Source organism: Camelimonas fluminis, assembly GCF_014656355.1.
In the GTDB taxonomy this organism is placed as follows: domain Bacteria; phylum Pseudomonadota; class Alphaproteobacteria; order Rhizobiales; family Beijerinckiaceae; genus Camelimonas; species Camelimonas fluminis.
Genome location: NZ_BNCG01000001.1, coordinates 315,221 through 337,317, shown reverse-complemented (window position 1 = coordinate 337,317; position 22,097 = coordinate 315,221). Strand labels below are relative to the sequence as shown.

18 protein-coding genes and 1 pseudogene are annotated in these 22,097 nt (G+C 66.5%); 13 read left to right on the top strand and 6 right to left on the bottom strand.

The window, feature by feature from the left end:
- Window positions 1-3: 3 nt before the first annotated feature.
- Window positions 4-234 (bottom strand): putative signal transducing protein, encoded by a 231-nt coding sequence (locus IE243_RS01455; RefSeq protein ID WP_191317554.1) that lies wholly within the window; start codon window positions 232-234, stop codon window positions 4-6.
- Window positions 235-573: 339 nt separating this feature from the next.
- Between IE243_RS01455 and IE243_RS01450 the strand changes: the two genes are divergently transcribed.
- The gene (locus tag IE243_RS01450) at window positions 574-1,590 is read left to right on the top strand and encodes a polyprenyl synthetase family protein (RefSeq protein WP_191317553.1); all 1,017 of its coding nucleotides are present in this window, start codon (window positions 574-576) and stop codon (window positions 1,588-1,590) included.
- A gap of 212 nt (window positions 1,591-1,802) precedes the next feature.
- Here IE243_RS01450 and IE243_RS01445 read toward each other — a convergent pair whose 3' ends face one another.
- The 3 genes from IE243_RS01445 to IE243_RS01435 all read right to left on the bottom strand — a co-directional run bounded on the left by IE243_RS01445 (window position 1,803) and on the right by IE243_RS01435 (window position 7,571).
- On the bottom strand, window positions 1,803-2,699 hold the full coding sequence (locus tag IE243_RS01445) for a 4-(cytidine 5'-diphospho)-2-C-methyl-D-erythritol kinase (protein ID WP_191317552.1): 897 nt from the start codon (window positions 2,697-2,699) through the stop codon (window positions 1,803-1,805).
- Window positions 2,700-3,061: 362 nt separating this feature from the next.
- Window positions 3,062-5,206, bottom strand: a complete 2,145-nt coding sequence (locus IE243_RS01440) for a tetratricopeptide repeat protein (protein WP_244642597.1) — start codon at window positions 5,204-5,206, stop codon at window positions 3,062-3,064.
- Between the two features lie 688 nt (window positions 5,207-5,894).
- The gene (locus tag IE243_RS01435; RefSeq protein ID WP_244642595.1) at window positions 5,895-7,571 is read right to left on the bottom strand and encodes an electron transfer flavoprotein-ubiquinone oxidoreductase; all 1,677 of its coding nucleotides are present in this window, start codon (window positions 7,569-7,571) and stop codon (window positions 5,895-5,897) included.
- Between the two features lie 537 nt (window positions 7,572-8,108).
- On the opposite strand from IE243_RS01435, the gene IE243_RS01430 reads away from it, so the two are divergent.
- Window positions 8,109-9,044, top strand: a complete 936-nt coding sequence (locus IE243_RS01430) for a uracil-DNA glycosylase (RefSeq protein ID WP_191317551.1) — start codon at window positions 8,109-8,111, stop codon at window positions 9,042-9,044.
- Between the two features lie 44 nt (window positions 9,045-9,088).
- On the opposite strand, the gene ypfJ is transcribed toward IE243_RS01430, so the two are convergent.
- Window positions 9,089-9,997 carry a KPN_02809 family neutral zinc metallopeptidase gene (ypfJ, locus tag IE243_RS01425; protein ID WP_191317550.1) on the bottom strand — a complete coding sequence of 303 codons (909 nt, stop codon included), beginning with the start codon at window positions 9,995-9,997 and terminating at the stop codon, window positions 9,089-9,091.
- Between the two features lie 285 nt (window positions 9,998-10,282).
- Between ypfJ and IE243_RS01420 the strand changes: the two are divergent.
- The 3 genes and pseudogenes from IE243_RS01420 to IE243_RS01410 all read left to right on the top strand — a co-directional run.
- Window positions 10,283-11,401: pseudogene (locus IE243_RS01420) on the top strand (PA0069 family radical SAM protein); the annotation flags it as partial.
- A 189-nt stretch (window positions 11,402-11,590) separates the two neighbouring features.
- A complete protein-coding gene (gene rnhB / locus IE243_RS01415) occupies window positions 11,591-12,298 on the top strand; it encodes a ribonuclease HII (RefSeq protein WP_191317548.1) in 708 nt (235 codons plus the stop codon).
- 240 nt (window positions 12,299-12,538) lie between these two features.
- Window positions 12,539-13,735, top strand: a complete 1,197-nt coding sequence (locus IE243_RS01410; RefSeq protein WP_191317547.1) for a site-specific DNA-methyltransferase — start codon at window positions 12,539-12,541, stop codon at window positions 13,733-13,735.
- A 57-nt stretch (window positions 13,736-13,792) separates the two neighbouring features.
- Here the strand turns inward: IE243_RS01410 and mutY are convergent, their stop codons facing one another.
- On the bottom strand, window positions 13,793-14,926 hold the full coding sequence (gene mutY / locus IE243_RS01405) for an A/G-specific adenine glycosylase (RefSeq protein WP_191317902.1): 1,134 nt from the start codon (window positions 14,924-14,926) through the stop codon (window positions 13,793-13,795).
- Window positions 14,927-15,303: 377 nt separating this feature from the next.
- On the opposite strand from mutY, the gene IE243_RS01400 reads away from it, so the two are divergent.
- The 8 genes from IE243_RS01400 to IE243_RS01360 form a co-directional block, all read left to right on the top strand.
- Window positions 15,304-15,804 carry a DUF721 domain-containing protein gene (locus tag IE243_RS01400; protein ID WP_191317546.1) on the top strand — a complete coding sequence of 167 codons (501 nt, stop codon included), beginning with the start codon at window positions 15,304-15,306 and terminating at the stop codon, window positions 15,802-15,804.
- Between the two features lie 288 nt (window positions 15,805-16,092).
- Window positions 16,093-16,734: a DsbA family protein gene (locus IE243_RS01395; protein ID WP_191317545.1), complete on the top strand. Its 642-nt coding sequence runs from the start codon at window positions 16,093-16,095 to the stop codon at window positions 16,732-16,734.
- 454 nt (window positions 16,735-17,188) lie between these two features.
- Entirely contained in the window at window positions 17,189-17,578 is a 390-nt protein-coding gene (locus tag IE243_RS01390) for an AtpZ/AtpI family protein (RefSeq protein ID WP_191317544.1), read from the top strand.
- A 144-nt stretch (window positions 17,579-17,722) separates the two neighbouring features.
- Window positions 17,723-18,472: a F0F1 ATP synthase subunit A gene (locus IE243_RS01385; protein ID WP_191317543.1), complete on the top strand. Its 750-nt coding sequence runs from the start codon at window positions 17,723-17,725 to the stop codon at window positions 18,470-18,472.
- Between the two features lie 38 nt (window positions 18,473-18,510).
- The gene (locus IE243_RS01380; protein ID WP_132002207.1) at window positions 18,511-18,738 is read left to right on the top strand and encodes a F0F1 ATP synthase subunit C; all 228 of its coding nucleotides are present in this window, start codon (window positions 18,511-18,513) and stop codon (window positions 18,736-18,738) included.
- Between the two features lie 305 nt (window positions 18,739-19,043).
- Window positions 19,044-19,589 (top strand): F0F1 ATP synthase subunit B family protein, encoded by a 546-nt coding sequence (locus tag IE243_RS01375; RefSeq protein WP_191317542.1) that lies wholly within the window; start codon window positions 19,044-19,046, stop codon window positions 19,587-19,589.
- Between the two features lie 115 nt (window positions 19,590-19,704).
- On the top strand, window positions 19,705-20,193 hold the full coding sequence (locus tag IE243_RS01370) for a F0F1 ATP synthase subunit B family protein (RefSeq protein ID WP_191317541.1): 489 nt from the start codon (window positions 19,705-19,707) through the stop codon (window positions 20,191-20,193).
- Window positions 20,194-21,507: 1,314 nt separating this feature from the next.
- Window positions 21,508-22,097 (top strand): hypothetical protein (locus IE243_RS01360; RefSeq protein WP_191317539.1); only part of this gene is annotated, 590 nt, incomplete at its 3' end.

Here is a 22,097-nt window from a genome sequence, read left to right as displayed (position 1 = left end):
GGTTCAATCCGGCGAGCGCGGCAGATATTCCGCCAAGCCGGCTTCCGCGAGCAGCGCGCGCGCCGCCGCCAGGGCGTCGCCGGCGACCATCAGCCGCCGGGGAAAGGCGCCAATCGAGCCCTCAATGGCGCTGACCTGGCTGTCAGCCACCATATTGAGAATGCCGGCCTGATCCAGCAGGCCTGTCATATAGCCGAGGGCGACGACGTCATTGGTGCGCAGCAATTCTTCCATGCCTGCAGGAATAGCGCATTTGCATGCGGGCAGGAATGCGCGCGGGCAGGAACGGCGGCTTTTCTGGCCGCCGCCTGCAGGCAGCGCCAGTCCGCCGGCGTCGCGTTCACGCCGATGGCGTACGCGCGAGCGTTCAAGAAGCCCAAAACGCCGCCAGGCGCGCTTGCATTGTGAAGACGCCAACACTGTTACAGGGGCAATCCGCCGCCCCTTTCCGATGCGTTTCGCATCGCGGTTTCATTTGCAAATCCGGTTGAAACATTGGACAAGTCGGGCCTGCGGATGCTGGCCGTCTTGAGGCCCTCGCCGCGCCGGACCGTGGACCGGAAGGAGATCAGGTTGGGTATCGCCGTTGCACTGGACAGGGACAAGGGCAGGCAGGCCAGCATCGAAGGCCTGGTGAAGCTGGTCGCCGCCGACATGGAGCGGGTGAACCAGATGATCCTGTCGCGCACGGGATCCGACGTGCTGATGATTCCCGAGGTCGCCAACCACCTGATCTCGTCCGGCGGCAAGCGGCTGCGGCCCATGCTCACCCTCTCCGCCGCCGCGCTGTGCAACTACGAGGGCGAAGGCCACATCAAGCTGGCGGCCAGCGTCGAGTTCATGCACACCGCCACCCTGCTTCATGACGATGTGGTCGACGAGAGCGACATGCGCCGCGGCAAGCCGGCGGCCCGCAAGGTGTGGGGCAACGAAGCCAGCGTTCTGGTCGGCGACTTCCTGCTCGGCCAGGCCTTCCGCATGATGGTTGAGGTCGGCTCGCTCGACGCGCTCGACGTGCTGTCCACCGCCGCCGCGGTCATCGCCGAGGGCGAGGTGATGCAGCTTTCGGCCGCCCGCAGCCTCGGCACCACCGAGGACGAATATCTCGCCGTTATCCGCGCCAAGACCGCGACCCTGTTCGCGGCCGCCTGCGAGGTCGGCCCGATCCTTGCCGGCAATAACCCGGACGACCGCGCCGCCTGTCGCGACTATGGCATGAACCTCGGCGTCGCCTTCCAGCTCATCGACGATGCGCTCGATTACGGCGGGACCGCCGACGCCCTCGGCAAGAACGTCGGCGATGACTTTCGCGAGGGCAAGCTGACCCTGCCGGTGGTGCTGTCGCTGCAGCGCGGCGACGCCGCCGACCGGGAGTTCTGGCGCCAGGCGCTGGAGGAAGGCGCAACCGACGACGACGCCCTCAAGCGCGCCATCGCCATGATGCGCGGCAACGGCGCCTTGCGCGAAACCATTGCCCGCGCCGAAAGCTATGGCGACGCCGCCCGCGCCGCGCTTGACCGCTACCCGGCCGGCCCGCTGAAGACGGCGTTGCTCGACACGGTGGATTTCTGCATTTCGCGCGCGCACTGACCGATGCCAAAACGCCATGAGCCTGGCTCATGGCGTTTTGGGAAGGTCCAAGGTGCGCACGGCAATGTCTTGCAAGCACATGCGTCACGCTGACTTTAACCTTGCCGGCAGCTGACCTGGGCCTTGCCGGTAGCGGAGGCGTGCGCATCTTTTGCGACCTGGCGTGAAAGTCACGCATTGCCCAGGCGGGCGACGCCCGCGCGCCCTGAGGCTCAGGCCAGCATGACCGGGCGCGCCCACCACGCCGGCCAGGTCGCATGTATGCGTCCCGCCGCGACCTCGGCCTGGGCCTGATCGTCAAACAGCCCAAAAACCGTCGCGCCGGAGCCGGACATGCGCGCCAGCCAGCATCCAGACATCCGCTGCACCAGCTCCAGCGCCTCGCTGATTTCAGGGCAGAGGCTTCGCGCGGGCGCCTCCAGATCGTTCCAGCCCGCCAGCAAGTAACGCCGCAACCCGGCTTCCGTCGCAACGTCCGGCGTCAGCATGGCGGGCGGTGAGCCAGCTTGCAGCGGCGATGCGGCCAACGCCCGGAACACCGCCGGCGTCGAAACCGCGACGCGCGGATTGACCAGCAGCGCCGGCAGCGCGGGCAGGGTCAGTTGCGGCCCGAGAACCTCCCCCAGCCCGGCCATCACCCGCGCCCTGGCGGCAAGGCAAACCGGAACATCGGCCCCGGTCGCGGCGGCGGCCTCGCGCAGACGCGCATCATCCGCCGCCAGACCATTGAGCCGCGCCAGGAGACGCAGGGCGGCGGCGGCGTCAGATGAGCCGCCGCCCAGCCCGGCGGCGACCGGCAGGCGTTTTTCCAGCGTAAACCGCCCGGTCTGCAGCCCCGGGCACAATTGTTGCAGCGCGCGCGCGGCGCGCAGCACCAGATTGTCGTCGTCTGGCCCGGCCTCCACCGCCGTATCGCCAGTCACCGTCAAGGAAAGCGACGCCCCTGGCAGCAGCGACAGCCCATCGGCCACGCCATCGCCCTCGCCGGCCGTGAAGGCCGTCAGGCTGTCGAGTTCATGATAACCGTCAGGTCGCCGGCCAGCGACCCGCAAGGTCAGATTGACCTTGGCCGGGGCGCGCGTCGTCAAAGGCAGGTCGGTCTGGTCCATCCGCCATCCGTCACGGCATTTTCAATGCAACCGGGGGTATTGGAACGAATTCAACATTTACAATCCACTTCCGACATTCGCAGCCCTGGATACAGGGCGGCGGAGCAAATATCGGAAACAGGCCGCCAGAGCATTTCTGAAAAAAGTGGAGGCCACTTTTCGGGAAAAGCGTCAAATCAAAGGGATGGAGCACTTCAGGTGAACGGTTTTTCACCAAAAACGCCCTGGAGCAAAATCCGGTCACGCCGAATTTGCCCATCGTTGCGGTTGAAGACCGTTTCCTGGCAAGGAGCAGCGTCCGCCTTGCGGAAGACGCCTGCCTCTGCCGGCGCCATCCACGGCGTTGCGGACGCCGCGCTGCTTCAGTCCAGCTTCTTTTCTGCCGGCCGCGACGCCGGAGACGGCGTCTGCGCCGGCGTCTGGCTGCCGGCGCCATCCCGCGCCTCGCCGGAAACCGCGCCGCCACGCCCCACAGGCGCTTCGCCCCGGTCATCCGGCGTCAGGCCTTTGCCAGGCGCAGGCGCAGGACCAGGCGCAGGCGCGGAACCCGGCGCAGGCTGATCAGGCTTGCGCTGCTCAGGCGCGGCAGGCGCATCCTTGCCCGACCCGTCGGCCGGCTCCTTCACGGGAGCGTCTTTGCCCGGCTCGCCCTTCGGCGACGGTTGCGCGTCCTCCCCCTTGCCAGGCGCGGCGCCGTCTGGCTGCGACTTGCCGGAGGGCTGATCGCCTTCCTGCCGCCTGTCGGCCGGCTTCGGCGCGGTCGCGCCGTTGCCGTCCGCCGGCCTGTTCGCCGCGTCTTTGCCTTCAGCGGGCTTGCCGTCATCCGTCATGCCATTGGCGATCTTGGCGAGGATCTTCGGCAGCTCATCCGGCTCCGGCTCGAGATCACGGGCGTGGTTCCACTGAAAACGCGCCTCCAGCTTGCGGCCCGTTTTCCAGTAGGCGTCGCCGAGGTGATCGTTGATCGTCGGGTCGGATGGTTTCAGGGCGATGGCCCGCTCCAGTTCGCGCACCGCGTCGTCGTAACGTCCGAGGCGATAATAGGCCCAGCCCAGGCTGTCGACGATGTAGCCGTCGCGCGGCCGCAGGGCCACGGCCTTGTGCAGCATGTCGAAGGCTTCCTTCAGGTTGATCCCCTGATCGACCCAGGAATAGCCGAGATAGTTAAGCACCACGGCCCGCTCGCGCCCGTCGCCATCGGGCGCCAGCTCCAGCGCCTGCTTCAGGTCCGCCTCCGCCTTCGCCCATTGCCTGGCGCGCTCGTAAGACATGCCCCTGAAATAATACAGCGACCAGAACCGCGGCTCGGGCTTGCCGGTGCGGGCGATGGCGGCGGTGTAGGCGTCAGCGGCCTTCACCCACTCTTTCTTGCTGCGATAGAGGGCGCCAAGCGCGGACGGGGCGTCCACGTCGTCCGGCCGCTCCTTCACCAGCTTCTCAAGATGGGCGATCGCCTCGTCGCCGCGGCCGAGCGCCTCGAGCCCAACGCCGATCTGGATATCGGCGGAGGCGCGCATCGGCGACGTCTCCGGAATGGCCCGGTAGACAGCGATGGCGTCCTCGGGCTTGCGCAGCCGCTCGTAGATATCCGCCAGGGTGATCAGCGCCATCTCGTTTTTCGGCTCCAGATAGAGCGAAAGCTGAAGATAGATCATGGCGGCGAGTTCATCGCCCTGCTGGTTGCCGGCGGCGCCCAGACCATAGAGCACCTCTGCGGCGCCCTGCTGGGCCCCGCTAACCAGCGGCGCCAGGGTCTTGCCATCCTTGAGCGCGCCCAGCGACGCGGCCGCGATCGGCTGGCGCGGCGCCAGCTTCAGGAAAGCGTCGTAAGCGGCGGTCGCGGCGTCGCGGTCACCCACGCCGGACAGATAGCGTCCATAGGCGTCCACCACGCGCAGCGTCGTGCGCTCCATGGCGTAAGCAGCGTTCATCCGCCGGTCGGCCTCGGAGCGAAACTTCGGCCCGCCAAGCGCGGCGATCAGGCCGCCATGATACTCGCGAAACAGGGTGAAGGCGTTGACGCTCCGCAGCTTGTCGACGGTTTCCAGCGCCTTCTTGAAGTTGCCGGAGCCAGCCCAGCTCCAGGCGGTGAGCAGGGTGGCGGTCACATCGCTGGCGGCGGCGCCGCCGCGCTGGAACTGGGCGCGCGCCTTGACGTATTGCCCGGCCTTCAGGTCGCGCACGCCAATGGCGAGACGGGCCAGGGCGTTGCCGGGGTCTCGGGCGAGAATTTTCTGCGCGGCGGCGAAGGCTTCCTTCATCTCGCCGCTGGCGAGGAAGGCGATGAAGGCGCGCTCCTGAAGGTCGCGATTGCGCGGATCGCTACGCAGGGCTTCGCCGAAGTAACGCGCCGCCGCGCTGGCGTCCCGCGAAGCGCCCGCGACGACCGCCGCCAGATAGTTCCCTTCGAGACTTGCGGCGACGGACGGCTCATCCGCTCCAGCCTGCCCCGCGTCGCGGCTGGCCAGCGCCGGCCCGGTCCAGCCCAGCGCGACGGCCAAAGCCATCACGCCCACAGAACGCACGATTCCCGATGGTTGCCGAAACAGACGTATCACTGGCTTCTCGCTGATATCTGGCCGTGGAGGGCGCCCGGCCGCGCTGAACCTCTGGACGCATCCGGCGAAAAATCTTCCCGAAGGCGATTCTCCCGAACCGGAGCATGCCGGGAGCTGAAGCAAAACGGTATTTGTTTCAGCCCCCTGCTGAAGGGTTTTCCGGCGAAATGGGCGCCATCCGCGCCAGGAAAACGCGTCAACTCACAATGAAGGAGCCAAACTCCCATTCTGTTTGAAGAGAGTCGTGCTCCAGAACCGCCTGCCCGCGCATTGACGCGCCGGCGCCCGTCGCCCCCGCCAGAAGCCGGATCCGGCCCCACGCAGAAACATCACAGGCCCAGGCTTCAGGGCTGAAGCCGGTTAGCGTGACAGGACGATCGCCAGGCGATTCGCCCTGGCCGTAACCGACTCTGGCGGAAGGCAGCCGTTATGGCGCCAGACAATGGCCGTTTTGAGCCATCCCGGCAAGCAGCCTCTCCCGATCACCGGAGGCGCGGCGCTCGCGACGCGAGCGGACCAGACGACCATCGCGCCGCCAGCGCATGACCGGCAGCCAATATCCGGTTACGGCGCCGCCGGCGGATCAAAACACCAGCCCCCAAAAGCAGGACGGCGGCCCATGGGCCGCCGCGCTGTCTTACATGTTCGGGTAGTTCGGCCCGCCGCCGCCTTCCGGCGTGGTCCAGTTGATGTTCTGGGCCGGATCCTTGATGTCGCAGGTCTTGCAGTGCACGCAGTTCTGGGCGTTGATCACGAAGCGCGGATTGGTTTTCGCCGCCTCGTCGTCATACATCACCTCGTACACGCCGGCCGGGCAGTACAGCCGCGCCGGCTCGCCATATTTCGGCAGGTTCTCCTTCACCGGGATCGACGGATCCTTCAGCTTCAGGTGGACCGGCTGGTCCTCCTCGTGGTTGGTGTTGGAGAGGAACACCGACGACAGCTTGTCGAAGGAGATGACGCCATCCGGCTTCGGGTAGGCGATCTGCTTCACCTGGTCGATCGGCTTCAGCGTGGCGTAATCGGGCTTGCCATGCTTCAGCGTCCCGAAGAACGAGAAGCCGAACAGCTCGTTGGTCCACATGTCGAGGCCGCCAAGCACCACGCCGATGCGCGTGCCGAAGCGCGACCACAGCGGCTTGACGTTGCGCACCTTCTTGAGGTCCTGGCCAACGTCGGAGGCGCGCCACGCCTGCTCGTATTCCATCAGCTCGTCATGCTCGCGGCCAGCGGCGAGCGCCTTTGCGAGCTTCTCCGCCGCCAGCATGCCGGACAGCATGGCGTTGTGCGAGCCCTTGATGCGCGGCACATTGACGAAGCCGGCCGCGCAGCCGATCAGCGCGCCGCCCGGGAAGCACAGCTTCGGCACCGACTGATAGCCGCCTTCGGTGATGGCGCGGGCGCCGTAGCTGAGGCGCTTGCCCCCTTCCAGCGTCTCCCGGATGTACGGATGCTGCTTCATCCGCTGGAATTCGTCGAACGGCGACAGGGTGGGGTTCTGGTAGTTCAGGTGCACCACGAAGCCGATGGCGACCAGATTGTCCTCGAAATGATAGAGGAACGAGCCGCCGCCCGTGGTGTTGTCCAGCGGCCAGCCGAACGAATGCTGCACCAGGCCCGGCTTGTGTTTGGCCGGATCGATCTGCCACAGCTCCTTCAGGCCGATGCCGTATTTGTCGTAGTCAGACTTCTCGCGCAGGTTGAATTTCTTCGCGATTTCCTTGGTCAGGCTGCCGCGCGCGCCCTCGGCGAACAGGGTGTACTTGCCGCGCAGCTCCATGCCGCGCGTGTAGTCGCCCTTGTGCTCGCCGTCACGGGCGACGCCCATGTCGCCGGTAGCGATGCCGATGACGGCGCCAGCGTCGTTATAGAGCACTTCGGCGGCCGGGAAGCCCGGATAGATCTCCACGCCGAGCGCTTCGGCCTGCGTTGCGAGATAGCGCGCCACGTTGCCCAGCGAGCCAATAAAATTACCGTGGTTGTTCATCAACTTCGGCATGCCGAAGTTGGGAAGGCGAATGCCGCCGGCCGGGCCCAGGTAATAGAAGCGGTCGTCCGTCACTTCCGTCTTCAGCGGACGCTCCGGATCCTCGCGCCATTCCGGCAGCAGGCGGTCAAGGCCAATCGGGTCGATCACGGCGCCGGAGAGAATGTGGGCGCCGACTTCCGAGCCCTTCTCCACCAGCACGACAGAGATGTCCGTTCCGGCCTCGTTCGCGAGCTGTTTCAGGCGGATCGCTGCCGACAGGCCGGCGGGCCCGCCGCCGACGATCACGACATCGTAATCCATACCCTCGCGTTCAGGCAGTTCCATCCCCTTGCTCCTCCGGACGTCGTCCCTGTTGCGTTTCGCCGCGATGCGGGGCCGGGGGGCGCGTCCGCGTGGCGAAACCCAAAAAGCCTGCTACACATGGCGCGCCCGGACAGCCCTTGCCGGACTGGCGCAACGCGCTCCGGCCGTCACTGGGACGGAACCGGACAAATCGGTTAAACGGCGCTTCGCCACGGCCACGACCGGATGGACTGTGACCATGGGGCAAGCGGCCAGAAACCGTTCACTTTTGAACCATTCGAGGCAGTCTCACAAGAACTGATGTGGATCAACGCTCCCTTTCCACGCCTGCCTGCGTCAATTCCGCCGACCGGCGCCCCCGCCCGGCCGCATGGGAAACAGCGCCTTGTCCCCTGGCGCGACCGGATGCGCCCTTTCTCCGGCGCGCTCCTGAGCCAATGCGTTTCCGGCCCAGCGGAAATTCTGGGCCAGTGGGAAACTGGCGTTTCGCCCATTGCCCTCGCCCATTCCCCGGTCGCGCCAGTCGCGCCGCGCCGCGCGCTGTCGTAAGGTCGCGGAATGAACGGCGATACGGCGGACGGGCCGCCTCCTGATCCAGCGGAATACAGTCTTGCTGACCTCGAAACGCTGCTGGCGTTCCATATGGAAGCCGGCGCTGACTGGGTGCTGGACGAGACGCCGCACGACCGCTTCGCAGAGGTCAACGCGCCGGCGCCCCGTTTTGCTCCCGCCTGGGCGCAGAACGCTGATCGGACCGGAGCGGCCAGCCGCGCCGCCGCTGTGGAAGCCCCGCCCGCCGCGCGCCCGCCGCTACCGGTCGCCAGCCCCGCAACGCCGCCTCCCCTAGCGCCCGCGCCGCCGGCAAACTTCGCCAGCGCGGCGGACGACGTGGCGCTCCAGGCCGGCGAGATCGCCCGCGCCGCCACAACCCTTGACGCCCTGCGGGAAGCCATGGCGGACTTCGACGGCTGCTCGCTGAAGCGCACCGCGCGCCAGCTGGTGTTCGGCGACGGCGCCCCTGATGCACGGATCATGTTCGTTGGCGAAGCGCCCGGAGCGGAAGAGGACCGCATCGGCAGGCCGTTCGTTGGACGCTCCGGCCAGTTGCTGGACCGCATGCTGGCGGCCATCGGCCTTGACCGCAGCCAGGTCTACATCGCCAACACCGTGCCATGGCGGCCTCCGGGCAACCGCACGCCAACGCCACAGGAATCCGCCATCTGCCGCCCGTTCATTGAACGGCAGATCGCCTTGGTGAATCCTGACGTGCTGGTCTGTCTCGGTGGCCCCTCGGCCCAGGCCCTGCTCGGCGTGCGCGAAGGCATCCTGCGTCTGCGCGGCCGCTGGTCCACCTACAATGTGGGCGACGCCGGGATCAGGGCGCTGCCGACCCTGCATCCCGCCTATCTGTTGCGCTCACCCCTGCAAAAACGCCTGGCCTGGCGCGACTTCCGCGCCATCCGCGCGGCGCTCGATGAAAGCGCCGCAAGCTGACATGGCGTCGAGCGCTTTTCAGCGTCCTGCGCCAAACGCGCCCATCAAAGCTGCGCGTTCTGGCTGAGCGTGTTGCACGACTGAACCTTGCCTGATTTCAGCCCGGTCATGAACCAGCGCGTGCGCTGGGCCGAGGTGCCATGGGTGAAGCTGTCCGGAACGGCGAAGCCCTGGGACTGCTTCTGCAGGCGGTCGTCGCCGATGGCCGCGGCGGCGTTCATCGCCTGCTCCACATCGCCTTCTTCAAGGGAATTGTATTTCTGGTTGCTGTTGTTGGCCCAGACGCCCGCGAGGCAGTCGGCCATCAGCTCCACCCGGACGGACAGGGCGTTGCGCTCGGCCGCCGACATCGAGCGCTTGGCCCCTTCCACCTTGTCCAGAATGCCGAGCTGGTTCTGCACATGGTGTCCCACCTCATGGGCCAACACATAAGCGTAGGCGAAATCGCCGCCGGCCCGGAAGCGCTGCTTCATTTCCTGGAAGAACGACAGGTCGATGTAAACCGTGCGGTCCACCGGGCAGTAGAACGGACCCATGGCCGCCTGGGCGGCGCCGCAGGCGGACCGGGTGGAACCGGAGAACAGCACCATCCGCGGCTCCTGGTAGCGCACGTTCAGCTGTTGCGGCAGCACCACCTTCCACACGTCCTCGGTATTGCCGAGCACCGCTGCAGCGAACCGGCCGGTCTGGTCCTGCGGCGGCGCCGAGGGTTTGCCCTGCTGCGGACGCGGCGCCTGCTGTTCGTAGGCGGGACCTCCGCCGCCGGACAGAATTTCAGCGCCAGAAATCAGCAGGCGCGGATCAATGCCCAGCGCCCAGCCGACCAGTCCGAGCACCACGATCGTGCCGATCCCGAGGCCGCCACGACCACCCGGCAGCATGCCGCCGCCCGAGGGACCATCGCCGCGCCGGTCATCGACATTCTCCGAGGTCCGGAAATCTTCCCACCGCATGCCGTGTCCCCTGCTCAACAAGCCCCTGCATACAACGCAGCAGCAGCCGCATTGTTTATGCAAAACGCGAGGAATGTGAATTGCCGACCTCGCGACCACGTCTGCGCGCATCACCGCCCCGCTTGTCAATGTTCCTATTTTGTTCTTATGATATCCACAGGCCGGGTGAGTCTGGCCGGGATCCGGAACGGAGGCGCGGACATGAGCGAAGCATCCCGCAAAACCCTGGAAAATCAGGCCCCTGTCGCCTGTCAGGACGTGGACCTGATGCCCGCCATGGCCCACATGCCCGCCATGGCTCATGGCGGCGGCGAGCCCTGGGGGGCGCGCCAGCGCATCGCGCCGGAGCGGCGACGCGGCCGCGGCGTCCTCATCAATCCCACCGGCCGCTTCGAAAAGCATACCCGCGAGGACGTGGACGACGGCTGGAACTCGCTGGACGACCTGCCGCCGTTCCGCACGGAAGTCACCGTCGAGAAGCCGAAGACCATCATCACCCGCAACGCTTCGCCGGATATCTCGTTCGATCGCTCCATCAATCCCTATCGCGGTTGCGAGCACGGCTGCGTCTACTGCTTCGCACGCCCCAGCCACGCCTACATGGGCCTGTCGCCAGGCCTCGATTTCGAAACGAAGCTGTTCGCCAAGCCGGACGCCGCGCGGTTGCTGGAGAAGGAGCTGTCGGCCCGGGGCTATGAGCCACGCGTCATCGCCATGGGCACCAACACTGATCCATACCAGCCGATCGAACAGCGCTACCGCATCACCCGCGAGATTCTTGAGGTGCTGGAGCGCTTCAATCATCCCGTCGGCATCGTCACCAAATCGGCGCTGATCACCCGCGACATCGACATCCTGTCGCGCATGGCGGCGAAGAACCTGGCCAAGGTCGCCCTGTCGATCACAACGCTCGATCCGAAGCTGGCGCGCTCCATGGAGCCGCGGGCCGCCACCCCGTCGCGCCGCCTCGACGCCATCCGCAAGCTGGCTGACGCCGGCGTGCCGGCCTCAGTGATGGTCGCGCCGGTGATTCCCGCCGTGAATGACGACGAGATCGAACGCATTCTTGAGGCCGCGCACGCCCACGGCGCACGCGAAGCCGGCTATGTGATGCTGCGCCTGCCCCATGAGGTGCGCGACGCCATGTGGACCTGGCTGGAGACCGAATGGCCGGACAAGGCCCGCCGCGCCCGCGCACTGATGCGCCAGTCGCGCGGCGGCAAGGACTACGACGCCGCATGGGGGGATCGCATGGTCGGCTCTGGCCCCTACGCCTGGATGACGGGCCGCCGCTTCCAGCTCGCCTGCGCCCGGATCGGCTTCAACAAGGAAAGGCGACGGCTGGACATCAACCAGTTTCGCGCGCCCAACAGCGCCGTGGCGGAGGGACAACTGTCGCTATTCGGAACCGACGACGCCCCCGCCGCGCGCCCCGCCCGCCGCCACATTGATCCCGTGCGCCGCATCCGAACGCGAGCGGACGCCAATGGCATCGCTTTTCTCGACAACGCCGCCCATGCCTGAAGCCGGCGCGACGACGGCTGGAACGCCGCCAGGGTTGATCGTCCGTCGCGCCCGGTTCACCTATAGGCCATGGCGCGCAAACTGAAGACTGAAGCCCAGGCTGATTCGCTGATCCTGTTTCCGGAAGGCCCGGTGTTCGACCGGGAGGAACGGCTGCGGGCGCGCGGCGTCTGGCCAGTGGCGGGCATCGATGAGGTCGGGCGCGGCCCCCTCGCCGGCCCGGTGGTGGCTGCCGCGGTGATTCTCAATCCCGCGGACGTGCCGGACGGCCTCAATGATAGCAAGAAGCTGACGAAAGCGGCGCGCGACCGGTTGCATGACGAGATCATGGCCCGGGCCCTGCACGTCAGCGTCGCCAGCGCCTCGGTCTGGGAGATCGACGCCACCGACATCCGCAAGGCGTCGCTCACCGCCATGAGCCGCGCCGTCGCCGCCCTGCCTGCTCTGCCGGCCCACGTGCTGGTTGATGGCCGCGACCGGCCGGCCCTGCCCTGCGGCGCCGACGCCATTATCGGCGGCGACGCCCTGGTCGCCTCCATCGCCGCCGCCTCGATCGTCGCGAAGGTGGCGCGCGACCGGATGATGGCGCGGCTGGACGCCAGTTGCCCGCACTATGGCTTTGGCAAACACATGGGCTATGGCAGCGCCGCCCATCGCGCCGCCATCGAAAGCCATGGCGCCTCCCCCTGGCACCGCCTCAGCTTCGCGCCGTTCCGCCTGATGCCGGAGCACGCCGAAGAACTGGCGCGGCGCCGGCAAACGGCCGGATCAGCGTAATATTCTGATTCAAAGAGATAAAATTTGATCCAGATTCAGTATGGCAGGATTTTGCACTGAACCCGCGCTGACGTTCCGGCCTGACGCGCCCTGGTTAGCCAACGGTTAAGCGCGCCGCGCCGCAGGCTGTCCCCCAGCCCATCTGTGCCGGATCGGGACACGCCTCCAAAACCGGAAACGTCGCCTTTACCTCGTATGTTCACCATGCCGTCCTGTGAGTTGCGTAACCGGCAGGGCGATATGGAAGTTTCACGAGCCAGGATCGCTGGCGTCAATTCCCGGATCAAGGTTGTGCGTACCGGGCTGACCGCGTCGGCCGCCCTGCCGGGCTCCCCCCCAGACCAGCGCGCCGCCAGCGAGCTGGCGCTGGACCGGATCATTCTTGGCGATTGCCTCGCCGAGCTGCAACGGCTGCCGTCGCAGAGCGTCGACCTGGTCTTCGCCGATCCCCCCTACAATTTGCAGCTGGAAGGCGCCCTGACCCGCCCGGACCACTCCCATGTGGACGCGGTGGACGACGACTGGGACAAATTCGACAGCTTCGCTGAATACGACGCCTTCACCCGTGCATGGCTGGCCGAGTGCCGCCGCGTGCTGAAGCCGGACGGGGCCCTGTGGGTCATCGGCTCCTATCACAATGTGTTTCGCGTCGGCGCGATCCTTCAGGATCTCGGCTACTGGATTCTCAACGACATCGTCTGGCGCAAGGCCAATCCGATGCCGAACTTCCGTGGCCGCCGTTTCACCAACGCCCACGAAACCCTGATCTGGGCGACGCCGACGCGCTCGAAGCGCTACACCTTCCATTATGAGGCGCTGAAGGGCGGCAACGACGACCTGCAGATGCGCTCGGACTGGTTCATCCCCCTGTGCACCGGCGACGAGCGGCTGAAGGACGCCGGGGGACGCAAGGTGCACCCGACCCAGAAGCCCGAGGCGCTGCTGGCCCGCGTTCTGCTATCGTCGTCCAATCCAGGCGACGTGGTGCTCGATCCGTTCCTTGGCTCCGGCACCAGCGCCGCCGTGGCGAAAAAACTCGGCCGCCGCTTTATCGGCATCGAGCGAGATCCGGTTTACGCCAGGGCGGCGCAACAGCGGGTGGACGCTGCGGCGCCGGTCGACCCGCAAGCCTTCGCCGCGGCGCCAGCCAAACGCTCGGAGCCCCGCGTCGCCTTCCTGTCGCTGATCGAGGCCGGCCTGATCGCCCCTGGCGAGATGCTGGAAGACGAGCGCCGTCGCCACAAGGCGCTGGTGCGGGCCGACGGAACCCTGCAACTCGGCCCGGCCGTGGGCTCCATCCACAAGATTGGCGCCCTGTCCCAGGGCCTGCCGTCCTGCAACGGCTGGACCTACTGGATGATCGAACGCAACGGCCAGCGCCTGCACATCGACGCCCTGCGCGGCGAGTACCGCCAGACACACCGCGCCGCCGCCTGAACCGCAGCGACCGACGGCTCACTGCAAAAATGAAAGCCGGCCACGCGCCGGCTTTTTTCATTCCACGCCGGATCGGGCGCGACCGGCGAACTCCAGCCCGTGCGCCACCACCTTGCGCATGACATTGGGCAGGGCCGAGCGCGCCAGATCGGCCCGACGGACCCAGCGCATGCCGGCCGGCGCGGCGTAATCTGTCGCGACGATCGCCACGAACACCACAAGTTCCAGCCGGAAATGCGTGAACACGTGCCGCACCCCGCCTGGGGCGGGCCGCCACGGGGCGGCAAACGGCGCTTCCTGCAGCAAATCCGCCAACGCCGGCATGGCGTCGCCCTCCCGCCAGGCCCCGCCTGGCGGTTCGTCCATGCCGCCTAGCAATCCTTCCGGCGGCCGGGTTCGCAACAGCACGGCCCCGTCGGCGCGCACGCCGACGAACGCCGCGCCGAATCGCGAGGGAACCGCCTTTTTCGGCGCCTTGCGCGGAAAGGTCTCCGCATCGCCCGCCGCCCGCGCTGCGCAAGACCCCATCCAGGGACACACGCCGCAGGCAGGCCGACGCGGCGTGCAGATCATCGCGCCCAGATCCATCATCGCCTGGGCGAAATCGCCTGGGCGCAATGCTGGAACCAGCGCCTGGGTCAGGGCGCGGATGCGCGGCTTGGCGCCCGGCAGCGGCTCCTCCACCCGGTAAATGCGGCTGATCACCCGCTCGACATTGCCGTCCACCGCCGCCGCCGGCAGGTCGAAGGCAATGGCGCCAACCGCCGCCGCCGTGTAGGGGCCGACGCCTGGCAGGGCCAGCAACCCGTCCAGCGAGGCGGGGAAAGCGCCGCCATGCTCCGCCACAACGGTGCGGGCGCAGGCGTGCAGGTTGCGCGCCCGGGAGTAATAGCCAAGCCCGGCCCAGGCCTGCATCACCGCCTCGGCCGGAGCCGACGCCAGGCTGTTCACATCCGGAAACCGCGCCAGAAACCGCGCATAGAAAGGCTGCACCGCCGTGACGGTGGTCTGCTGCAACATGATTTCGGAAAGCCAAACCCGATACGGATCGGCCGGCGCGCCAGGCGGCGCCCGCCATGGCAGGGTGCGCCGGTGGGCGTCATACCAGCCCAGCAACGCCGCCGGATCCGGGCCGGCTTCCGGAACCGCCGCACCCCGATCCGGCTCCTGGGACGTCTGCCCAGCCGCCATATGGAGCAACGATTCCTGATCCGGCGGCGCGGGCGCGGCCGCCGCATCGACCGGCGCCGGCTTCGCGGCGCCGCGTCGCCGGGCGGCAAAGGCCCGCGCGCCATTCTGGCCACGTCCGGGGGATGGCAACCGGGGCGTACGCGTCACGAACAATCCGCCGTCATGAAAATTCCCGCATGAAAACTGCCGATGCAAACCGCGTCGGGCGACCCGACAAACCGCCCCGGCCCAGCCGGACCGGCGTCGTCGCTGTCCGAAAACGCTCTCCCGCGCCGATAGCGCTATCCAGCGCGCCGTCGCAGGCATATACAAATACGTCGTGTAGCGCACGGTCGGCCCCGCGCCGGGACGCGCGACAACGCCATGAGCATCATGTCATGAGCCCTCCCGCCCGCTCCTCCCGCCCGGTTCCCCTTGCCGACCTGCTCGACCGCTGTCTCGACAAGGCGCTGGCGGCTCAAGGGTTTGCCGCCAGCGATATCCTGCTGGCGTGGGAGGACATCGTCGGCCCGCGCCTGGCGCAATATGCGCGGCCCCTGCGCATCAACTGGCCGCGCCAGCCCCGCCATGGCGACGCCCCAAAAACTCCGGCGACGCTCGAGGTGCTGGCGAGCAGCGCCTTTGCCCTTGAGCTGCAGCACACCGCGCCCGTGATCATCGAGCGCATCAACGCCCACTTCGGCTGGCGCTGCATCGGCAAAATCCTCATTCGTCAGGGGTCGCCGCCGCGCCCGGCCCCGCCGCCACCGGCTCCGGCCATTGATCCGCAGGCGCAGCAACAGGCCGAATCGCTAACCGCCCGCGTTGAAGACGAACGCCTGCGCGGCGCCCTGACCCGACTTGGCGCCGCCGTCCTCAGCCAGCCAGGCCCCGGCTGAGCCAGGCCCTGACGCCTGGCCCCGCGCTCTGGCCGCTTCGGCTGTTGACAGCACGACGGCGCTGCGGGGTCCCCGTCCATTCGCCAGGTCAATGATTGATCCAGGCCTGCGCTTCAGACATGCTTCCGCCTGAATTCTGGCGGGAATTACCTTCGCCCAGGGTCCATGCGCCAGCGTCGCGAACGCCAGCCGCGCGTGGACGACCAACCGAACCGACGCGGCGGAGATCTGGCCGCGATCGTCCCTCGTGAATTTTGTAAAGCCGGCAGCCCCGGCCAGGAGCATGAGATGATCACACGCCGCCGACTGCTGGAAACCATGGCCGTTGGTTCAGCCCTTGCCGTAGCCGGCGGCCTGGGACTCGCCCCGGCGATGGCGCAAACCGTCAGCGCCCAGGACCTTGCCGAGGCCGGCCCGCTCGGCGACGTGACGCTGGGGGACAAGAGCGCCAAAGTTCATGTCATCGAATACGCCTCGCTGACCTGCTCGCATTGCGCTGACTTCCACAACAACACCTTCCCGGAATTCAAGAAGAAATACATCGACACCGGCAAGGTGCGCTTCACCCTGCGTGAATTCCCGCTCGATCCCCTCGCCGCCGGCGGCTTCGTGCTCGCCCGCTGCGAGGGCAATGACAAATACTATCCGGTCACCGACCTGCTGTTCTCCCGCCAGAACGACTGGGCGGCCACCGACAAGCCTCTGGATGGACTGGTCAACCTCCTCAGGCAGGCGGGCTTCACCCGGGAGAAGGTGGAAAGCTGCCTGGCGGACCAGAAGCTGCTGGACGGGGTGAACGCGGTTCGCGAACGCGCCCAAAAGCTGGGCGTTGGCTCCACGCCAACCTTCTTCATCAACGGCAAGATGGTTCGCGGCGCCCTGTCCATGTCCGACCTGGACAAGGAACTGAAGCCGCTGCTCGGCGAGTGATTCTGCCCGCGGGCGCAAAGAGACGGCCGGCTCCCGCGGGAGCCGGCTTTTTTGTCGGCTGATCGCCTCCACCAACGAGCGCCATGCCCGGACCCGGAAGATTCGCCGCGATCCGCCGGGAAATGTGACCGGCAACCGCCGCCCCAGCCGTCGATCACGCGGCCAAAGGTGGAAAGGCGCGCCAAATCAACCGGATGCGGCGAAATCCCGAATCTGTTTCACCGCATTTTCGTCCATGTCGCGCCGTCACCGGCATTCCCCAGGGGCGCAAAGAGTCGCAGCGATGTCGCAAGCCGCTGCCCCGCCACAATTCACCAAATGAATTTATTTATTTATTTACAATAACTTGCATAGATTTTCCGAGCCTTGACACCGGAAAGTGCAAAAATTATGGTGCCGCCGGCTTATGGGGAAATTCTGGACTCAGGCCTTGCGGACAGAGGGCGGCTTCTCCATGAGCAACGACGGGCCGGACAGGCGGAACACACACGCGGGCGAGCAGCCTGCGGCGGATTCCGATCTTGCCCTCCGGATGAAACGCCTCGGCGCGAAGCTCGATGCTGTTCATGAGGTAGAGACGCGCAAGGCGGCTGCGGACGCGGCGAAACAGGCTGCTTCTGGCCCATCGCCGCTGGGGCGGGCTTTTCGCCTCTCCGCTGAATTCATCGCTGGCGTCGCCGCCGGCGGGCTCATTGGCTGGTCGATGGACCGCTTTCTGGGCGTGTCCCCCTGGGGACTGATTGTATTTTTGATGCTGGGCTTCTTGACCGGCGTCTACAACGTTATGCGCGCAACCGGACAACTGCAGGTTCCGTCAGATAAAAAAGACGGCGCCGGGCAATAAAAACCGATTGTGTGAACCGCACGGTCTGGCGCTTGAAGTCTGGATAGGCTAACGAGCGCTGATCGATTGACATTATGAACGGACCGTAAGGCGTTTGGGCCTGGCGGGGCGTTGCGAGGCGACAGGAAGGGGACCTGACGGGCCATGGCTGATCCGATCCATCAGTTCCAGATCAAGAATATCGTGACGCTTGGCCACGCCGGCGCCCATGAGATCGCTGTGACGAATTCGGCGATTTACATGTGGGTCGCCGTCGCGCTGACCGCTGTCCTGATGATCGGCGGCATCGGTCGCGCCGCCGTCGTGCCCGGTCGCATGCAGTCCATCGTCGAAAGTCTGTACGAATTTGTGGCGACAACGGTGCGAAATAGCGCCGGAACGGAAGGGATGAAGTTTTTCCCCTTCGTGTTCTCGCTGTTCATGTTCGTGCTGGTTCTCAACATGCTCGGCATGCTGCCGTACGGCTTCACCGTCACCAGCCACATCATCGTCACCTTCTGCCTTGCGGCCCTGGTGATCGGCACTGTCATCATTTACGGCTTCTACCGCCATGGCTTTGGCTTCCTGAGGCTGTTCGTGCCGTCGGGCGTGCCGGGCTGGCTGCTGCCGCTGCTGGTGGCTGTCGAGATTGTCTCGTTTGTGTCGCGTCCGATCAGCCTGTCTGTTCGTCTCTTCGCCAACATGCTGGCCGGCCACATCGCCCTGAAGATCTTCGCCGGTTTCGTGGTGACCCTGCTGACGGCCGGCGCGTGGGCGGTGCTGTCGCCGCTGCCGCTGGCGCTGGCCATCGCTCTGACCGCTCTCGAGTTCCTTGTCGCGGCGCTGCAAGCCTATGTGTTCGCCACCCTGACAACGATCTACCTCAACGATGCGCTCCATCCGGGCCATCATTGATCCCAGTCTCTCCAACTTTTTCGACCAGGAGTTTTCAAATGGATCCCGTTGCAGCCAAGTACATCGGCGCTGGTCTCGCTTGCTTCGGCATGGCAGGCGCTGCTCTCGCCCTCGGCAACCTGTTCGGCCAGTTCCTCTCGGGCGCGCTGCGCAATCCGTCGGCTGCCGCCGGCCAGCAGGGCACCCTGCTCCTCGGCTTCGCGCTGACCGAAGCCCTGGGCATCTTCTCGCTGCTGATCGCGCTGCTGCTGCTGTTCGCAGTCTGATTGACGCATCGGGAGTGGTCGCCCAGCGTCCATTCCCGGGCCAGTCTACCTGGCGCGTTGGAGCCAAGGCGTCGTCCGGAACCACAGGGACCGGGCGGCGACGGCGCCAGGCGTTGGACAGGCTGGAGGTTCCCATGCAGGCGGCGACGCCCGGCGCGGAGGCTCTGGCCAATATACGGACAGGATTTCGGCCAAGACGCCCTGGCGAACAGGACGCCCTGGCGACACGGTGATCCTGAGCCGACAAAAGCAATCCCGCCTGTGCGGGCAGCGAACCAGCCGGTTCCGCCTGAGGATTAGGTCGCATGGCTAGCCCTACCCATACCGCCTCGACGGCAGTGGCCAATGAGGTCCACGGCGCGATCGCATTTCCGCCCTTCGAAAGCGCGACCTTCGCGTCGCAGATTTTCTGGGTGCTGATCTCCTTCGCCGTGCTCTATTTCCTGATGTCCCGCATCGCCCTGCCGCGCATTGCCAGGGTGCTTGACGAGCGTCACAGCAAGATTACCGGCGATCTGGCCGAAGCGCAGAGGCTGCGCGCCGAGTCAGAGGAAGCCGTCACGGCTTATGAAAAGGCCCTCGCCGACGCCCGCGCCAACGCGCAGGCCATCGCCCATCAGGCCCGCGAGGAAATGGCCGCGGAGTTCGAAGCCCGCCGCAAGGCGCTTGAAGCCGATCTGAACCAGAAGATTGCTTCGGCGGAAGAAACCATCCGCGTCAACGCCGCCGCCGCCATGGCCAATGTCCGCGACATCGCCGCGGAAGCCGCCTCGACCATTGTCGAGCGTCTGACCGGCGCCGCTCCGGCTCGCGCGGAAGTCGACGCCGCCCTGGACAGCGCGGCGGTCTGACCCACAATGGCCGGAGGGCTTCACTGCCCTTCGCCTGACGTGGGTTTCAACATTTACCGGAATTCGGGCGCTCGCTGCTGATCAGCTGAACGGGCGCTTTTCAGGAGTAAAAGCGATGTGGAATACGCCCGAATTCTGGGTCGCCGTCGCGTTCTTCATCCTCCTCGGCATTGCGGCGTGGATGGGTGGCTTCAAGACGATCGGCAATCTGCTCGACAAGCGCGGCCAGCGGATCGCCACCGAGCTTGAGGAAGCCCGTCGCCTGTCGGCCGAGGCCCGCGCCCTGCGCGACGAGTACATGACCAAGCGTCGTGAAGCCGAGAAGGAAGCTGGCGAGATCGTCGCCGCCGCCCGCGATGAGGCCGCGCGCGTCTCCCAGGAGGCGCACAACCGTCTGGCCGAGTTCGTGGCCGGCCGCACCGCCGCCGCCGAAGCCAAAATCGCTCAGGCTGAAGCCCAGGCGACGTCTGAGGTCCGCTCCGCCGCCGCCGACGCTGGCCTGCGCGCCGCCGAGGTCATCCTGCGCCAGCGCACCCAGGGCGAGACCGCCGAAGCGCTGGTCCGCAGCGGCGTCAGCCAGATCCGGGGCGCGTTCACGCACTGACGCGCCGGGCAACCGGGCCCTTACAGTGCAGACGCACCAGACAAGCCGCCTCCGGGCGGCTTTTCTTTTGTCCGGAATACAGTTGATTGATGCACGCCGGTTGTGGCAAGACAGAACGGGCCAGGCTCCCGCGGACTGGAACCGGCCCAGATGGCCAGCCGACCTCCCCGTTCATGCAGTCCCGAGACGGGCGAGTTATCGGTCTTCAGGGGCAACGGACGCCCCTGCCTTCCATATCAGGGCATCCCGCGGCCCACAGCGGCGGTCGCCGCGACCACAGCGGCCTCTCACGCAGGCGCATTCCGATAAACGCCGGTTGGAATGCCCCACTTGTTGATCTGGCGCTTTTTGTTGGCGTGGTTTCCGCTTTCCCCGAATGGGCGTTAACACCACAGCCGCCGTCCGTCCCCCCGGACCGGGTGCCGGACGGCGCGCCAGCAATTCGCGGCTCACTGATTGCCAGGGCGCTGATGCGTCCGCGATCGGCGCGCGAATTCGTATGACGGATGTCCTTGCGGGAAAAGCCAGCGCCGCAGGGGCCGCCTCCCGCCCCTTCAGGCAGGCCTGGCGCGGCAGGCTGATTGGGCCCTGGCGTCATGGCATGTCCCATCATTGCCAGGGTGGGCGGAGGCGTCCTCCAACGAAGCACGGCAAGGCCCCGCCGCCATCAGCAGGCCCATCCAACACGCGAATTTCAGAATGAAGTCGGCCGATATTGCCTGGCCAAAGCGTCATGCACCGGACACATAGGCGCCCAGCGAAAAAGGACAGCGTTCCTGTCGCAAATAGCTTGCGAGGAATCGGGAGAACGCGTATAGAGACTTTGCAGCAGCGATGCTGCAGCCCTCCTTGGGCGTTTCCTCCCTAGACTTTATGGCCGCGTCTCTGACGTGGCCTTTTTTTTGGCCTACTCACCGGCCTGATCGCAAACCGTTGCTCCGGAACACGCGTTCCGTTCGGATACTGCGTCGTACCTGATTCATACGACCACGTTCGGAGCGGTGCAACATGTTATTTTTGGCGCCAGATGATTTTTGAACGATTCTGGCTGACATTCCTGGCTTCAGGGCAGAATTATCTTTTGCGCCAGCGGCCTGGCCTGTTGATGGCAATTGATCGCTTGTTAGATTGGCCCCGCACCGCTCGCGCGGACATGACGCCAGGGGCCGGCGCACGGCGCGCCCGCCTCAACCTGCTGCGTGAAATAGCCATTTGAGCCCGCGCCTGGTCCCGGTTATCCTGCCCGCGCCTGTTACTGCTGACGTTGCCGTTAACGGAGCGCCAGCCGGAAATGCGGGGTAGCAGATGCCAATCATGACCATCAGCCGGACGGCCCCTGCCCGACGGGCAATCACGCGCAAGCTCCCGCTGCCGGCGCTCGCCGCAGGGGCGCTCATCGTCCTTCTCTCACCGGCGCTGGCCAGTCCGCCCGAGCCGCCCAGCTTTTTCAGCTTCTCGCAACAGCCAACGTCCACGCCCGCCCCGCGCCTCGGCGCAGCGCCGGATGTCGTCAAGGCCTTCGGCCTTGATCGCTCGCCTGATCTGTTCCGCCAGCCTCCGGCGACGCCCGAGCTGCCGCGCCTCGCCAGCTATGATTCGCCCGCGGCGTTTCCGCGCCGGCCGTATATCCCGGATCTGTGGGGCGCGGAGCCCTGCCCCGAGCGCGGCCCCGGCTTCTATCGGGTGAAGGGAACCGCAGCCTGCATTCACGTGGGCGGGCGCGTCGGCGCCGGCGTACAGATCGGCGGCAAGGGCCAGTCGGGGGCCTTCACTTACGGTCGCATCCAGGCTGACGTGGTCACGCCCACCGAGATCGGCGATGTCACCGTCTCCATGGGCGTGCAGGGCGTCATGTCAACGCAGAACACCGGCCCGATCTACGTGGGTCCGCGCAGCCGCATTAT

Coding starts and splice junctions, on each gene's coding strand:
- IE243_RS01455 (WP_191317554.1), bottom strand. CDS start 234: ATGGAAGAATTGCTGCGCACCAATGACGTCGTCGCCCTCGGCTATATG.
- IE243_RS01445 (WP_191317552.1), bottom strand. CDS start 2,699: ATGGACCAGACCGACCTGCCTTTGACGACGCGCGCCCCGGCCAAGGTC.
- IE243_RS01440 (WP_244642597.1), bottom strand. CDS start 5,206: ATGGCTTTGGCCGTCGCGCTGGGCTGGACCGGGCCGGCGCTGGCCAGC.
- IE243_RS01435 (WP_244642595.1), bottom strand. CDS start 7,571: ATGGAACTGCCTGAACGCGAGGGTATGGATTACGATGTCGTGATCGTC.
- IE243_RS01430 (WP_191317551.1), top strand. CDS start 8,109: ATGAACGGCGATACGGCGGACGGGCCGCCTCCTGATCCAGCGGAATAC.
- ypfJ (WP_191317550.1), bottom strand. CDS start 9,997: ATGCGGTGGGAAGATTTCCGGACCTCGGAGAATGTCGATGACCGGCGC.
- rnhB (WP_191317548.1), top strand. CDS start 11,591: ATGGCGCGCAAACTGAAGACTGAAGCCCAGGCTGATTCGCTGATCCTG.
- IE243_RS01410 (WP_191317547.1), top strand. CDS start 12,539: ATGGAAGTTTCACGAGCCAGGATCGCTGGCGTCAATTCCCGGATCAAG.
- mutY (WP_191317902.1), bottom strand. CDS start 14,926: ATGGCGGCTGGGCAGACGTCCCAGGAGCCGGATCGGGGTGCGGCGGTT.
- IE243_RS01400 (WP_191317546.1), top strand. CDS start 15,304: ATGAGCCCTCCCGCCCGCTCCTCCCGCCCGGTTCCCCTTGCCGACCTG.
- IE243_RS01395 (WP_191317545.1), top strand. CDS start 16,093: ATGATCACACGCCGCCGACTGCTGGAAACCATGGCCGTTGGTTCAGCC.
- IE243_RS01390 (WP_191317544.1), top strand. CDS start 17,189: ATGAGCAACGACGGGCCGGACAGGCGGAACACACACGCGGGCGAGCAG.
- IE243_RS01385 (WP_191317543.1), top strand. CDS start 17,723: ATGGCTGATCCGATCCATCAGTTCCAGATCAAGAATATCGTGACGCTT.
- IE243_RS01380 (WP_132002207.1), top strand. CDS start 18,511: ATGGATCCCGTTGCAGCCAAGTACATCGGCGCTGGTCTCGCTTGCTTC.
- IE243_RS01375 (WP_191317542.1), top strand. CDS start 19,044: ATGGCTAGCCCTACCCATACCGCCTCGACGGCAGTGGCCAATGAGGTC.
- IE243_RS01370 (WP_191317541.1), top strand. CDS start 19,705: ATGTGGAATACGCCCGAATTCTGGGTCGCCGTCGCGTTCTTCATCCTC.